The sequence below is a fragment of the Methanomassiliicoccales archaeon genome, assembly GCA_036504055.1.
Classification (GTDB): Archaea; Thermoplasmatota; Thermoplasmata; order Methanomassiliicoccales; family UBA472; genus DASXVU01.
Genome location: DASXVU010000034.1, coordinates 99116 through 114491, shown reverse-complemented (window position 1 = coordinate 114491; position 15376 = coordinate 99116). Strand labels below are relative to the sequence as shown.

The 15376-nt window shown below is 58.6% G+C and carries 10 protein-coding genes and 1 tRNA gene; 6 read left to right on the top strand and 5 right to left on the bottom strand.

Features of this window, described 5'->3' with window-relative positions; genetic code table 11:
- Positions 1–40: 40 nt before the first annotated feature.
- Both VGK23_08465 and VGK23_08460 read left to right on the top strand, forming a co-directional pair.
- Positions 41–5422, top strand: a complete 5382-nt coding sequence (locus VGK23_08465) for an ATP-dependent helicase (GenBank protein ID HEY3420569.1) — start codon at positions 41–43, stop codon at positions 5420–5422.
- 174 nt (positions 5423–5596) lie between these two features.
- Positions 5597–5983 (top strand): helix-turn-helix domain-containing protein, encoded by a 387-nt coding sequence (locus VGK23_08460; protein ID HEY3420568.1) that lies wholly within the window; start codon positions 5597–5599, stop codon positions 5981–5983.
- On the opposite strand, the gene VGK23_08455 is transcribed toward VGK23_08460, so the two are convergent.
- Genes VGK23_08455 through VGK23_08445 form a run of 3 tightly spaced genes read right to left on the bottom strand, consistent with a single transcriptional unit; the run spans position 5980 to position 8031 of the window.
- A complete protein-coding gene (locus VGK23_08455) occupies positions 5980–6783 on the bottom strand; it encodes a DNA glycosylase (GenBank protein HEY3420567.1) in 804 nt (267 codons plus the stop codon). The two genes, VGK23_08460 and VGK23_08455, sit on opposite strands and share 4 nt — an antisense overlap.
- Complete coding sequence (locus tag VGK23_08450) at positions 6780–7604, bottom strand: class I SAM-dependent methyltransferase (protein ID HEY3420566.1); 825 nt, start codon at positions 7602–7604, stop codon at positions 6780–6782. The genes VGK23_08455 and VGK23_08450 overlap by 4 nt, the downstream gene beginning before the upstream one ends.
- Entirely contained in the window at positions 7549–8031 is a 483-nt protein-coding gene (locus tag VGK23_08445; GenBank protein HEY3420565.1) for an adenosine-specific kinase, read from the bottom strand. The genes VGK23_08450 and VGK23_08445 overlap by 56 nt, the downstream gene beginning before the upstream one ends.
- A 104-nt stretch (positions 8032–8135) precedes the next feature.
- On the opposite strand from VGK23_08445, the gene VGK23_08440 reads away from it, so the two are divergent.
- Together VGK23_08440 and VGK23_08435 are read left to right on the top strand one after the other, a co-directional pair.
- On the top strand, positions 8136–8966 hold the full coding sequence (locus tag VGK23_08440) for a TIM barrel protein (protein HEY3420564.1): 831 nt from the start codon (positions 8136–8138) through the stop codon (positions 8964–8966).
- A gap of 54 nt (positions 8967–9020) precedes the next feature.
- Positions 9021–10097, top strand: coding sequence for a zinc ribbon domain-containing protein (locus VGK23_08435; protein ID HEY3420563.1), 1077 nt, complete (start codon positions 9021–9023; stop codon positions 10095–10097).
- 15 nt (positions 10098–10112) lie between these two features.
- Here the strand turns inward: VGK23_08435 and VGK23_08430 are convergent, their stop codons facing one another.
- Positions 10113–11156: a DUF835 domain-containing protein gene (locus VGK23_08430; GenBank protein ID HEY3420562.1), complete on the bottom strand. Its 1044-nt coding sequence runs from the start codon at positions 11154–11156 to the stop codon at positions 10113–10115.
- Between the two features lie 158 nt (positions 11157–11314).
- On the opposite strand from VGK23_08430, the gene VGK23_08425 reads away from it, so the two are divergent.
- Positions 11315–11389, top strand: a tRNA-Thr gene (locus VGK23_08425).
- 11 nt (positions 11390–11400) lie between these two features.
- Here the strand turns inward: VGK23_08425 and thiC are convergent.
- Positions 11401–12675 carry a phosphomethylpyrimidine synthase ThiC gene (gene thiC, locus VGK23_08420; GenBank protein ID HEY3420561.1) on the bottom strand — a complete coding sequence of 425 codons (1275 nt, stop codon included), beginning with the start codon at positions 12673–12675 and terminating at the stop codon, positions 11401–11403.
- Positions 12676–12943: 268 nt separating this feature from the next.
- Here thiC and gyrB point away from each other — a divergent pair, with 268 nt between their 5' ends.
- Complete coding sequence (gene gyrB, locus VGK23_08415) at positions 12944–15376, top strand: DNA topoisomerase (ATP-hydrolyzing) subunit B (protein ID HEY3420560.1); 2433 nt, start codon at positions 12944–12946, stop codon at positions 15374–15376.

Genomic DNA, 15376 nt, shown 5'->3' with positions numbered 1-15376 from the left:
TACCATGATGCGGGATTGAAGTCGATTTCAGAGGCAAAAGATGTCGTTGGTAAGAGTAACCAAGAGGCTGGCCAAGCGGGATTTCCTGGAACTGATGGACCCGTTGATCGCCGAATGGTTCGATTCCAGGTTCGAAGATCTCACCGAACCGCAGTCATACGCGATCCCGGTCATTCATGAGAGAAAGAACGTTCTAGTGTCGTCCCCGACCGGGTCCGGCAAGACGCTGACGGCGTTCACATCGATCATCAATGAGCTCTTCAAGTACGCCAAGGAAGGCAAGCTGGAGGACAAGATCTACGCGGTCTATATCTCGCCGCTGAAGGCGTTGGCCAATGACATCAACAAGAACCTCGAGGAACCGCTGCAGCAGATAAACGACCTGGCTGTACAGAAGGGAATGGAAGCACCGAAGATCCGGGTCGGTGTGCGTTCCGGTGATACCTCGCAAGCGGAGAGACAGAAGCAATTACGCAAACCCCCGCACATATTCATCACCACGCCGGAATCTCTAGCGATGGTGTTGGCTGCCCCCAAGTTCCGTGAGAAGTTCGCTAGTGTTGAATATCTCATCATCGACGAGATTCACGAGGTCTGCGATTCGAAACGCGGCGTGCATCTGTCGTTGACCATCGAAAGGCTTCAATCGCTCTGCACGAGGCAGATCACCCGTATCGGCCTCTCCGCCACGTTGGCACCGATCGAGCATATCGCCTCCTATCTGGTCGGATACGACGATGGCCAGATGAGGGACTGCAACCTGATCGAGATCAAGACGAAGAGGAGCCTGGACCTCCAGGTCATCTGTCCCACCGAGGACATCACGACGCTGCCCTATGAGATCGTGAACGCCAAGATGTATGACATGCTCCGGGACATGATCGAGGCGCACAAGACGACACTGATCTTCACGAACACCAGGAGCGGCACGGAATCGGTGGTCTTCAAGCTCAAGGAGCGAGGGGTGGAGAGCATCGAGGCGCACCACGGCTCTCTCAGCAAAGAAAGCCGGCTGGACGTCGAGGACCGGCTGAAGAACGGCGAGCTCCGATGCGTGGTGTCATCGACGTCCCTCGAACTAGGCATCGACATCGGTTCCGTCGACCTGGTCTGCCAGATCGGATCCCCGAAGAGCGTGGCCAAAGGCCTGCAGAGGATCGGACGGTCAGGGCACTCCCACGGAAAGACCCCGAAAGGCCGAATGCTGGTGTTCGACCTGGACGACCTGGTGGAATGCGCCGTCCTATGCCGTGCGGCACACGACCGGAACATTGACCGGGTGACGATCCCGGAGAACTGCCTGGACGTTCTGGCACAGAGCATTGTCGGAATGTCGCTGGAAAAGCGCTGGGAAGTGGAGGAGGCGTTCGAGGCGATCAGGCGCTCCCACTGCTACCGCAACCTGCCTCGGGAGCAGTACATGGAAGTGCTGCGCTATCTGGGTTCGCGGGACGCATTCGAAGGCGTCTACTCCAAGATATGGTACGACGAGACGGAGATGCGATTTGGCAAGAAGAAGGGCGCCCGGATGATCTATTTCATGAACCTGGGCACGATCCCCGAGGAGGCGCACTACAAGGTCTTCACCGAAAAGGGATCGCTGATCGGCGACCTCTCGGAGAAGTTCGTGGAACGCCTGGCCACCCGGGACGTTTTCGTCCTCGGCGGACGCTCCTACGAGTTCGTCCGGGCCAAGGGCATGAAGGCCTTTGTCAAGTCTGCATCCGGCCGGAAGCCCACCGTTCCATCCTGGTCCGGGGAGATGCTCCCGCGCTCGTTCGATCTGTCCCTGGAGATCGCCCGTTTCCGCCGGGAGATGGCCGGGCGCCTGGACGACCCAGACGGAAAGACCATTGAGTGGCTGGTGGAGGATTTCGACATCGACACCGGCTCCGCCCGTTCGATACTCTCGTATTTCCGTGAGCAGAAGAAGGTCTCACTGATCCCAGACGACAAGATGCTTGCGATCGAAGGTTACCGGGACATGGCCGACAACTCCTCCCTGATCTTCCATTTCCCCTTCGGGAGGAGGGTCAATGACGCACTCTCACGAGCCTATGCATTCGAGCTGACCCAGCGCCTGGGCGGGAACGTGTCCGTCTCCATCGTGGACGACGCCTTCATGGTCACCACGCAGAGGGGGGTGGACCTGGAGTCGGTAAAGGATATGGTCTCCAGCCTGAACCTGGACAATGTGCTGCGCCGGGCGGTCAAGGATTCGGAGCTGTTCAAGCAGCGTTTCCGGCATACCGCCGCCCGATCCTTCATGATACTCCGCAACTACAAGGGACGCGAAGTGTCGGTGAACCGCCAGCAGGTGCGTTCGCAGTATCTGCTGGACTACCTGATATCGGCCGAGGGCGTACCGGTGATCGAGGAGACCTTCCGGGAGATACTGGAGGACGTGATGGACATCAAGAACGCCAAGGGCATCCTGGAGCAATTGGAACGAGGGGAGATGACACTATCGTTCATCCCCTATTCCAGCACCCCGTCGCCTTTCGCCGCGAACGTCGTCCTGGCCGGTACATCGGACATAGTCCTGATGGAGGACCGGAGCTCATTGCTGAAGCAGTTGCACCGGAAGGTCCTGTCAAAGGTGATGGGGGCAGAGGCGAAGGAGTTCGAGTTCGAGGAGGAGCAGGTGGCCACATACTTCCGCCAGAAGGTGGGGGCCATTGAGGACAAGGCCGGTATCTTGGAGCTTCTGCGCCGGGCCGGGCCGATGCACATCTTCAAGGAGAAAGGGAAGAGCGTGTATCCCTTTGCCACCCCGTCCAGGGAACAGATAGATCGTTGGGCGGAGGAGCTTCTGGCCGAAAAGAAGATCGCCTCGGTCTTCAACGAGGACACCATGTTCGTGGCGGCCGAGCAGATGCCCTTCTACGCTGAGGTCCTGCGCAAAGAGCGTCCGTTCGGTGAGCTGGAGCAACGCATCCTATCGTTCCTGACCGAGGAGCGGACCCATAAGCAGATCGAGGCGTTCGCCCAGGCGGAACCGACCAAGCTGCAGCGGGCCCTGAGGAACCTGGAGTCCTCGTTCCGGATCGAGCGTCCCCGCTACTCTGACGGCAAATGGACCTATATTGCCCGGACGGTCCCGCCCCGGTCCCGCCAGGAGGCGCTGGACCACGCCCTGACGACGTACCTGGAACTGTGGGCCCCGGCCACGGTGGAGGAGATCGCCTATACTCTAAACCTTAACGAGATGGAGACGAAACGCGCCATAATGGACCTGGTAGAGGAAGGCATCGTGGACGAAGGCAAGTTCGTCATCGCCGAGAGCACGCAGTACATGCTGAAGCGGGACCATCTGCGCCTCAGGAGCAGCAATCTGTCATCGTACGACAACCGCACGGTCGAGTCGTACCGGCGCCAGAAGACGCACGGACCATTCCGTTCCATCGTGGAGTGCATGCAGATCATCGGCGAGGCCGGTATGCCTTTGGACGTCTTCAACCGGGTCGAGAGATTCGACATCCACGACTGGCAGGAGATGCGCCGGAACGGCGAATTGCTACTGGGCCGTTTCATGCGCGGAAGGGTCCGCTATGTTCTGGCGGAAGACGGGCCGATGTACGCAGCGATGTTCCGCAGTTCCGAGCTGAGCGGTCTGGACAACACCATACTCCGCGAGCTGGAGCTCTGCGGAGGGCTGAGCCTTAGGCAGCTGGCGTCCATTCTGGACATGGACAAGGAGGTGCTCAAGGAGGCGGTGGACCGTCTGGACAGGAACCTGTACCTGGTCCGCAAGTACGAGGAAGGGGAGGACTGGGCGCGGGAGAACATCTACATCCCTTATCACCCGAACGAATACCAGGGCGATGCCCCGGCGAAAATGGTGGAACGCTACCTGCGGGCCTACGGGCCGGTACAGCCCTATTCCATCGGCACCGCGCTGAACATGATGTCCGGCGAGGTGCGGGAGCTGCTGCGGAAGCTTGATCTGGCGACCATATCTGTGGGCGAGACCCGCACCGAGATGGTCATGCTGGAGGACGAGCTGCCTGCTTTGGACCGCTTCAAGCACTCGGAGGAAGGGGTCCGGGTGGTGTCCTTGTACGATCCGGACGTCCAGCCAATGTGGGCGGAGATCGCCTCCCGCTACGGGGAAGGCTGGATATTCCCCATCCTGTCAGACGGCCGGCTGGTGGGCGCCATTGAAAAGTGGGAGATGAGCGGCTGCACCGAGGTCCGCTCGTTCGACCTGGAAGACCCCAAGATGCTCCCTGACGCACTGGAAGCCATCGACGGGATGATGAAGTTTTATGGGCTGGTAGGATATGACGTGGTCCGCATCCGGGAGGTCCTCGGCACCCCGGTGAACGACCTGGACGAGGAGACCTCGAACATCCTCCGGTCGAGGGGATACATCAAGTTGGACGGCATGTATGCCAAGGGGAACATGGTGCCCCTTCAGGTGAGCGAGAGGGACTTCATCTCCTACCTGATAGGCAAGCAGCACATCGGCGCCGGAAGAAGGTTCCCGGACGAGATCGAGGCGGTCCGGTACATAGGCGGTCTGCGCTCGGATGCCGCTGCCTACCTGCGGTCCGAGGTGCGGATCCCGCTCAAGAAGCTGGCCGAACAGGGAAACCTGATCAAGGTGTGGGCCATACCGGAATATGCCACCTATACCTCTCTGGAACATGCCGCCCTCTACCGAAAGGTGCGCAGCGAGACGCTCTCGGCGGACATGGCCAATTTGCTTCGAATAATCGAGGAGGAGGCGCCCATCAGTAAGCACAAGCTCTTCGACCTGTCTCCGGTCGGGCATCGCCGCAGCTATGACGCGCTCAGGTCGCTGCTCCGTTCGACGATCGTGTATGCGGATGCGCACGGCCTTCTCAGGCCGGTCCCGGACAATGGGATGGATCAACACGAGGCCAAGAAGGAGCTGATGCGGATGGCGTTCCGCAACTATGGCATATTCAGCGCGGAGAACCTGTCCCGATTCCTGGGATTCATCATGCCGATGCGCGAGCTCCGCACGATGTTGGCCGGGCTGGAACTGGACGGCCTCCTGGTCAAAGGGTTCCTGCTGGAAGGGGACGATACCATGCATTGGATGCTGGCGGAGGATGTCGATTCCATCAAAGGCATCGAGGCCCCGGATCGGTTCGTCCTCACCTCCGATGATAACCTGGCATTCTACCTCCAATATCCCTGGATCAGGACCAGGTTCGGTTGCACCTGCAACGTCATCTTCGAAGGGGTGGAGATGAGGGCGGCTTATAAGGCACGCACCAAGGGCAAGGACATCTTCATAACCCAGTTCATCGGCGACCGAGAGGCAAGACGGACTCTGAACGACCACATAAGGACACTTGGCCTTACCCTCCGGGACGAGGAGGGGGACCGCCTCGCCGAATGGGAGATACAGGAGTTCTTCGAGAAGACCCATCTCGGGGAAGAGGATTGAGTCCGCAAAGTCAGGATCGACCCAGGCCTTAACAGGGTTCAAAAAACTGCTGCCTGGAAGGCGGATCGCGAGGCGAGACATGTCATAGCATGACGGGGTATGCATTTATCGGTCCGGCCGCACAATGTTAGCAATAGTTTAAACTAGCCTACAATGATATTCCTTCAGATTCTTATGAAGATTCCGTGCGAGCTCATCGTTTGGTATGTTTTGCCCTCTATCAGGAGAGAACTCGCAAGGGAATTGGTCGAGAAGCACCACCTGAGCCAGGCAGAAGTGGCAAGGCGGTTCGGCGTGACCGACGCAGCGATATCCCAATACCTCAAGGCGAAGAGGGGCACCAGTAAGGAGATAGAGAACTCCGGGAAGTACGAGGAGTTCAAGCACGAGGTCGAGGTGGCCGCGGTCCGTATCATGAACGGATCCGACATGGTCACGGAGACGTGCCGCATCTGCGAGATGGTCAAGAAGAGCGGGATGTTGATCAAGGTCTACGAGATCCACACCGGTCTCAAGGCTCCGGACTGTGTCTGTCCAGAGGTCAATGCGCCTCTGCTCTAGGTCGGTCTTTTCCTCTGGAACGAATAGTAGATGTACTCCTGGGCATAACCGGCGAACCGGCCAAAATAATCCCTGCCATACCGGTTCACATGTCGGTAGGTGCCTCTGACCCCATACATCTCTTCCATGGCCTTTTTTATTCGAACGTCCACCGGGAAAGCCTCCAAGTGGTCCAGGCTGAACACCGCGACGCAATCCGCCACCTTGTCTCCTATGCCAGGGTATGATTTCAATTCCTTGTGGCATGCTTCGTAGTCGACGTTCCTCAAAGACTCCAGATCGATCTCCCCGCTATCCACCATCCTGGCGAACTCCACGAACCTGCCGCAGCGGAAGCCCAGCCCGCAGGTCTCGGCCTTCTTCCTTCCGCAGGCGATCTGGTCCGGGCGCGGGAATGCGAACGAGCCGCCAGGGAGGGGATCGCCGAAGGTGCGGCACACCTTTTCGATCATTTTCTGTATGCGGGGAATGTTGGCATTCGTTGCCAGGACGTAGGAGGCGGCACATTCCCAGGGGTCCTGGCGGATGAGACGAAGACCAGGGCGGTCTGACACCATGGTGCTGATCATCGGGTCCTTGGATATCTCGGAACGGATGAGGTCCAGATCATCATCGGAACGGAAATAGCGTTCCAGGGCGTCGTCTCCTAAGTCTCCCCGGGCCACAATGGTCTCGCCGACCTGACGTAGTTGGACCTCCACACCCTTCAATACGCCGTTCCAGGTCTCTCCCACCTTACGCCAGCGGAAGACCTGGCCGCAGCCCAGCGTGCTGTCAAGGTCGATCGGCCCGACCTTCATGCCGATTTCCTGGCCACGAACACCATGATGTCGCTGGTCTTCTTGAACGGCGATAGCAGATAGTCGCCGTACTCTTCGGCAACCTCCAGCCCGCAGCGTTCCATCAGATCGACGACCTCCCTCTCGAACATGTACCGCAGCGTCATCGTGGCGGTCACCCGGCGCAGCGGTTGGTCCTGCCGGGAGATGTCATAGAAGTAGTGGATGGTGGTGGTCTGTTCGGGGGTGTTGAACTCCTGTGCCTCCATCTTGGTGATGATCTCCCCCTGGGAGGTGATCCTGGTGCCGCGATGCCTGAGCAGCCCTTCGGGCCGGTCAAGCCTGGGGTTGAAGATGCTCAGGATGAAGAGCCCGTCCTTGGCCATGTGATCGACCACGTTCTTCAGCGCCGCCTCCTGTTCCTCGGTCTCCAGCAGGTGCAGGAAGGAATTGAACGGAATGATCACCAGCTTGAACTTCTTCTTGCAGACGAAGTTCCTGACGTCCCCGTGGCCTATGTGGACGTTCTCCTGGATCGATTCTGGAAGGGTCTCGATCTTCGCCGTCAGCTTATCCAGCATCGCCTCTGACGCGTCAAATCCGGATATCTTGTAGCCTTCCTTGGCCAGCGGGAGCAGTGTCCTTCCGGTGCCGCACATGCAATCCAGAATGGGTCCTCCGGTACGTTCCGCCATCCGCTTCAGGAACTCGACGTCCTCGGTGAAGTCCTCATACCATATGTCGTAGTACTTGGCGGTGACCTCGTACTGGTCCAGGTAGTCATCGTCAGCGCTTGTATCCGATCTTGCGGAGGAATTCTCTTCTTTCTTTGATGTTGGCATCTTTCTCCACTCCCATTGGCGATCTACCGTCGATAACCCCGATCACGCCGCGGCCCTCGCCCTCCTTGGCGACGATGACCTTCAGCTCGTTGGCCGTGGCACAGAATATGGAGCACACCTCGGGCACTGCCTTGATGGCACCTAGCACGTTCACCGGGAAGGCGTTCCTGAGAAGCACCACGAACGTGTGCCCGGCACCGATGAGCATGGCATTATCGGCCGCCACCCGTTTCAGCTCCTCGTCATTTCCCTCGACCCGTACCAGCCTGGGGCCCGACGCCTCGCAGAAGGCGATGCCGAACTTTGCCGACGGCGTGGAGTTGACCATCGCCTCATACAGGTCCTCGGCCGTCTTGATGAAATGCGACTGCCCGATGATGACGTTGCAGTCAGGCGGGATCTCCACCGGCACTCCTTCTGTCTCCATGTCCTCTCCAGGGATACTAGGGGCATACCGAATAGATAGCCTTTTTGAGTCCAGCCCTACCGTGTTGGGTCAAATCATATATCGGCCGGAGGCGATGAGCCATCATGGTTAGGTTCGGGCCGGCGGGCTATCCGAAAGGGGCGAAGGACGGAGCCGAGGCCGTCGGAATGGTCAGGGAAGCGGGCCTGGATGCGCTTGAGCTTCAGTTCGGGCGACAGGTGAACTTGAGCGACCAGCGGGCCGAGGCCATCAGGCGCAAGGCGGAGGAGACGGACGTGATGCTGAGCGCCCATGCCCCATACTACATCAGCTTCAATTCGGTCCCAGAGACCTATGAGAAGAGCAAGGAATGGGTAATGCGCACCGCCCGGGCGGCCGCAAAGGCCGGGGCCTGGATCATCGTCATCCATGCCGCTACCTACGCCGGAAAGGAGCCGGAGATCGCCACGGCAGCGGTGATGCGCGGTCTATCCGAATGTCTGGAGCAGATGGAGAAGGAATCCCTGGACGTCGTGCTGGGCCTGGAGACCATGGGGCGGGGGAGCACCTGGGGCACCCTGGAGGAGATCGGGACCGTGACGCGGGCGCTGAAGGGGGTGCAACCGGTGATCGACTTCGCCCATATCCACGCACGTTATGGCGGCTCCCTCCGCACCGAGGACGATTTCCGGAAGGTGATGGACGAACTTACCCGGATATGGTCAGGCAGACTTCATTGCCATTACAGTTGCATCGAGTACACCAGGGCCGGGGAGAAACGGCACCTGCCGCTCAGCGCCAAGGATCCGGACTTTTCCCACCTGGTGCCATCTCTGTTCGGCCTTGAAAGGGAATGCACCATCATATGCGAAACCCCCTTGCCCGTCGAGGACGCGCTGGCCATGAGCAATGAGTATGGCCAGACATATTCTCAGGAAGGGCACCCACGTAAGTAGCAATAAATAATCTAAGGTTAATTGGATAGAAAATAGCGGTCGAGTCGTGATTCGATGACAGGTTCTAGTTCACCCAACGACGCAGAGAAGGAATCGTTCGAGTTCGACTGCCCAGAGTGCGGGACCCACATCTCCGGCGATTCGACAAAGTGCCCCAAATGCGGGGTGGAATTCCTGATCGAGGAGGTCTCTGAATCGGAGTGTCCTGAATGCGGCAAACAGATACCCACGGACAGTGACGAATGCCCTGCCTGCGGCGCCAAGTTCGAGGTTGCGCCCGAGCGCGAGGAAGAACCGAAACAGGGACAGAGTGAAAGAGAGAAAGATTTGGAGATGCAGAAGGAGCAGGCACGCATCGAGGCTGAACAGAACGAGGAACTGAAGAAGCAGTTCCCTGTGCTGGTGGCCGAAGTGAAGCCGCTTATGGCCATGGCCAAGGACTACGACATCGATACATCCGAGTGCCGGAGGATGATCGACAAGGCCGTACGTGCCGGAAAACAGAAGGATATCTCCACTGCGGTACAATCCGTCAAGGAGTGCCGTTCGTCCGTGCGCTTCGCCATTGAGGAGAGGCTTGCCCGGGACCTGGAGCATCTGGAAAAGCTCGTTGGAGTGGCCAGATCCATGAACGGCGACACGTCAGAGATGACGGAATCGATCGGCCGGATGCGGGAACAGACATCGAAGGGAGAGCTCCTGGCGGCATTGGAGGAATCCAAGAACGGCCGTAAGATAGCAGAGAAGGTCACCGGGAAATATGTTGAGGCGCACGACATCTGTGAGTCGCTCGAGAAGCTCGTCCAGAACTCTGAAAGGTTCTACGTGGACGTAAGACAGGCAAGGAACCTGCTCAAGGAGGCCCAGGAGGCAGGAGAACGGGGTGACTGGAGCATGATGGGTATTTTGTCGCGTAAGGGCCGCGAGGACATCATGAAGACGTTGCCAGAAGTGCTCAAGAGCGAGATGAGGAAGGCCAAGAGCACTCTCTTGGACTACAAGGCCGACGGCAAGGACGTGACCGTGATGGTCAAGATCCTGAAGGACGCCGGCATGGGCATGAAGCGGGAGAAGTACGAGGAAACGCTGGACCGGCTCATCGAGTTCAAGGCAGAGATGAAGCGGATCTGAACACTTCCTTCGTGATCAACGGTCCCGCACCACCCGCAATTCCCTTTCCAGGACGGAACGCTCCTGGGCGCTTAGCGAGTTCGGGTCGACGGACAGAAGGAACACCGCCGAGCGCTCCGATATCTTGTCCACCAGGTTACGGATGAATCTCACCGCTCCTTCGAAGGTGTTGCAGCTTATCAGGTACTGCAGATCGTCCACCAACACCACGCTCAGCTCGTTATTGAGGATGAACTCCTCCAGGACCACCATGATCTTCTCCAGTGACGGAGGTATGGTCTCCTCCTGGGTGGACTCATGGTCGGTCAACCAGAGCAAGCGGGGCTTTGCTCCGCTGATCCTCGAGCGTAGAAGTCTGGGATTGATCCGGGTTATGCCGATGCCCTTGTAGTTGTCGTCCACCATTGAGGCGAAGATCCCGTAGGAGAAGTCCCTTGTCTGTTCCTCCACCAGGTATGACTCGCCCTCCACGATATCGATCTCCAGTTCGTGGTATCCGGCCTTCCTGGCGCCTCCTTCGGCGTTCCGTTTGTGATGCTGCACGATCAGGTCCTTGATCGAGTCGAGAGAATCCGTTTGAGGTGCCGGTTGATGGCAGGGGTCGCTTTTAACCCCCAACGAGACCGGCTCCGGCTGATGGACCGTCTCTTCCAGCCGGTCATGGTAGAAATTATCGAGGAAATGTGGAAGGTCCACACCATCCTTTGCCTCACCGATGATCTTCTTGATCTCCTTCAGGTCCTTGAGCGCGTGCAGTTCTAGCTGCGACTCCGGGCACAGTGCGTCCCCGCAGGTGAACTCCACCGCCCTTTCTCCCCGGTAGGTCATCTCCACGCTGTTATTGCCTGACGGGCGGAAGGCGTACAGAGCCAGGATCGCCTTGCCGACATCCACAACTATGACGCCGTTGGTGGTGTCCTCGTCCAGGGTCATCCCGGTCATGAGATATCCGGTGAAATGGGGGTCCCTCATCAGGTCCAGGAGGGATCTCAGGGACTTCTGGCCTCCGCGCCGCTGCTCGACCAGGACGCCAGGCGGGACACCGAACTGAGGCTGCAATAATATCGGGGAAACATGAGCCGGAGCGCTTAAATCGTTTTGCTAATGCGTTTGCATTCCCGGATTTTGAGCTCAGAAAGCACCATCTGTCAGCAGAACCGCCATGCTGGAACCGCAAAGAAACCTTTAAATGATGGGAACATTTGTTGGAACCAGACGCCACTGTAGCCTAATGGCGGGGCGAGTGATTCGTAATCACTAGGTTGGGGGTTCGATTCCCCTCAGTGGCTCCATCTTCTCCCGATCAATCGGTCTTTTTCAGGTATTCCCCGACGATCCTCATGGCGCAGACGTCCCCGCACATGGAGCAGCCTTCCTTCTGTTCCGTCTTGCCCCGGGACCTATAGCGTCTGGCCTTCTCCGGGTCCAACGATTCTGAGAACATGCCCTCCCAGTCCAAGGCCTTACGCGCCCGGGCCATGCGGTCATCCCTTTCCGTGTCGATGCCGCGGGCGATGTCGGCGGCATGGGCGGCGATCTTCGAGGCGATCAGGCCCTCCTTTACATCGTCAAGATCGGGCAACCCCAGGTGTTCCGCCGGGGTCACGTAGCAGAGGAAATCAGCTCCGGCGAAAGCGGCGATCGCCCCGCCGATGGCGCCGGTGATATGGTCGTAACCGGGTGCGATGTCCGTGACCAAAGGCCCCAGGACATAGAACGGTGCCCCGTCGCACACCGTCTTCTGAATTCGGACGTTCGCCGCGATCTGGTCCATGGGGACGTGTCCAGGTCCCTCGACCATGGTCTGTACGCCGGCCTTGCGGGCGCGCTTGACCAGTTCTCCCAATATGATCAGCTCGGAGATCTGCGCACCGTCACTGGCATCATGCAGGCAGCCGGGCCGCAGGCCATCCCCCAGCGATAATGCGAACTCGTACTTCCTGGCCATCTCCAATAGATAATCGTACTGCTCGTAGAGCGGGTTCTCCTTGCCGTTATGCAGGATCCATGCCACCAGGAACGATCCGCCCCGCGAGACCACATCTGTGATGCGGTCGGAATGCTTGAGCCGGTCCACGCTGTGCTTTGTGATGCCGCAGTGAACGGTCATGAAGTCGACGCCGTCCTTGGCATGCTTCTCGATCCCGTTGAATATGTCATCCTCCTTCATGTCCACGACGGCGCTCCTGCGTGCTGCCCGGAGCCCTTCCTGGTAGATCGGGACGGTGCCGATCGGGACCTTCGTCTCCTTTAAGATGAGTCTGCGAATGGCATCAATATCACCGCCGGTGCTCAGGTCCATGATGGCATCGGCGCCGTAGCGGACAGCGAGCCTTGCCTTGGCCAGCTCTTCCTCGACGTTGACGATGTCCCGGGAGGTGCCAAGGTTGACGTTGACCTTGACCCGAAGACCTTCCCCTATGCCGCAGGGCGCTGCGCCGTGAATGGGGTTGAGCGGAATGACCACTCTGCCGGAGGCGACCAGCCTTCTCAGCTTCTCTGGGTCCATCCTTTCGTTCTTGGCGACCGCATTGGTCTCCTCGGTAGGACCGCCCTTGGCAGCCTCCATGATTGTCATGTTCCGGCAAACCCCTTCCCGTCTAAAAGACATTTCCCCGGACCGTTCGCAAACTGGCGTCGGCGATCGTGCTGAACGGTGCCCATTAGACCCGAAATCCAGGCATTATTTCTACACCATAGCCAGATGAGGGTATCATTTAAATACCGCGATGCCATTAGGTTTTATATAACAGAAGGATGGGAGTCTACCACTTTTCCCAGGGCATGGAAACGTGGTTGGGAAGAGTGCAGGGACATCAGGTTAACAGTTCATCGGAGTTGACATTATGGAGGATACTAGCTACACGGCCGAGAGCATCCAAGTGCTCGAAGGCCTACAAGCCGTTCGAAAGCGGCCGGGCATGTACATCGGGAGCACGGACACGAGAGGGCTCCACCATCTGGTGTATGAGATAGTCGACAACAGCATCGACGAGGCGATGCAGGGTTTCTGCTCCCGCATCGAGGTCACGATCAACCTGGACGGCAGCTGTACGGTGGCCGATGATGGCAGGGGCATTCCGACCGGCATCCTGCCCAAATACAACCGACCAGCGGTGGAGATGGTGCTCACCACCCTTCATGCTGGCGGCAAGTTCGACCGGAAGTCGTACAAGGTGTCCGGCGGGTTGCACGGTGTTGGAATGTCCGTGGTGAACGCGCTCTCCGAGTGGCTCGATGTGCGCGTACGAAGGGAAGGGAAGGAGTGGCACATGCGCTGCGAACGCGGTATACTCTCCAAGCCCCTGGAGTTGGTGGGCGAGTCCACCGACACGGGCACGACGATCGCCTTCATGCCCGACCCGGAGATCTTCCCGGACCGCAACTTCGACGACGAGGTCCTCGCTTCCCGGCTCAAGGACCTGGCGTACCTGAACAAGAACGTTGCCATCTTCTTCAAGGACCTGCGGAACGGACGCGAAGAGAAGTACCATTATGAGGGGGGCATCATCGAGTTCGTGCAGTCGATCAACAAGAACAAGGTGGCGCTGCACGAGAAGCCCATATACCTGATCGCAGAAAAGGACAATGTGATCGTCGAACTGGCGATGCAGTACACCGACGCCTACAGCGAGGCGTTCTATTCCTTCGTCAACAACATAAACACCATCGAGGGCGGGTCCCACGTGAACGGGTACCGTTCCGCGCTGACCAGGACGATAAACGATTATGCCCACGAGTACAAATTCATCAAGGAGAGCGAGGAAGGCCTCACCGGTGACGACGTCCGGGAGGGGTTGACCGCCATCCTCAGCCTCAAGGTGCCCGAGCCGCAGTTCGAGGGACAGACCAAGACCAAGCTTGGAAATTCGGAGATCAAAGGGATCGTCGACTCGGTACTGAGCGCCAAACTGAAGGAGTTCCTGGAAGAGAACCCGAAAGTGGCGGAGAAGTGCATCGAGCGGTCGATCCTCGCCGCACAGGCCAGGGAGGCCGCGCGCAAGGCAAGGGAGCTGACCAGGAGGAAGGGGTTCCTGGAGTCCGCGGCGCTGCCGGGAAAGCTGGCCGACTGCGCTGAGCGGGACCCGTCCAAATGTGAGATCTATATCGTCGAGGGCGACAGCGCTGGAGGGTGCTTCTCAGGCGACACCAAGGTGGCACTGGCGGATGGTCGGGAGCTCACCTTCGTCGAACTGGTCGCAGAACACGCTTCCGGAAAGGAGAACTACTGTTATACCGTCGGCAAGGAAGGCAACGTCTGCGTGGAAAGGATCGCAGAGCCGAGGATGACCCGGTCGATGGCGGAGGTCGTCGAGGTCACGCTCGATAACGGCGAGAGCATCCGATGCACACCGGACCATCTCTTCATGATGCGGAGCGGCCGGTTCAGGATGGCGAGGGAACTGATCGAAGGGGATTCGCTGATGCCTTTCCATTGCGAGGGGTATGATTCAGAACCGAAGGTCTGGAACCCCACCAGCAGCGAATGGGACTTCCTCAACCCGTCCATGGAACCGGTCTCCGCCGATGGCACCATAAAAGAGGTGCTTTCATACTGGAACCACAAGGTAGTGTCGGTGAAGCCGTTCACTGAGAGGATGGACGTCTACGACATCGAGGTCCCCGGAACCCACAATTTCGCATTGGCGGCCGGGGTGTTCGTTCACAACAGCGCCAAACAGGGCCGAAACCGCGAGTTCCAGGCCATCCTGCCCCTTCGCGGCAAGATACTGAACGTGGAGAAGGCGAGGATGGACAAGCTCCTCAAGAGCAGCGCCATCCGCGACCTCATCACGGCGCTCGGTACCAATATCGGAACCGAGTTCGACCTGGCCAAGGCCCGATACCATAGGGTCATCATAATGACCGATGCCGATGTGGACGGTGCGCATATCCGGACGCTGCTGCTGACGTTGTTCTACCGGTACATGAAACCGCTGGTCGAGAACGGATACATCTACGTGGCCCAGCCGCCCCTTTACAAGGTCTACCGTGGACAGAAGGAAGTGTATGTCTACACCGACCAGGACATGCAGAAGGCGGTGGAGGAGATGGGCAAGGGTGCGAACGCACAGAGATACAAAGGTCTGGGTGAGATGAACCCGCACCAGCTCTGGGAGACGACGATGGATCCCACGACCAGGGTGATGAAGCACGTCACCATCGAGGACGCTGTCAAGGCGGACGAGATGTTCACCGTGCTCATGGGTGACGCGGTCGAACCGAGGCGGGAATACATCATGTCCCATGCCAAAGAAGTAGAGAACCTGGACGTGTGA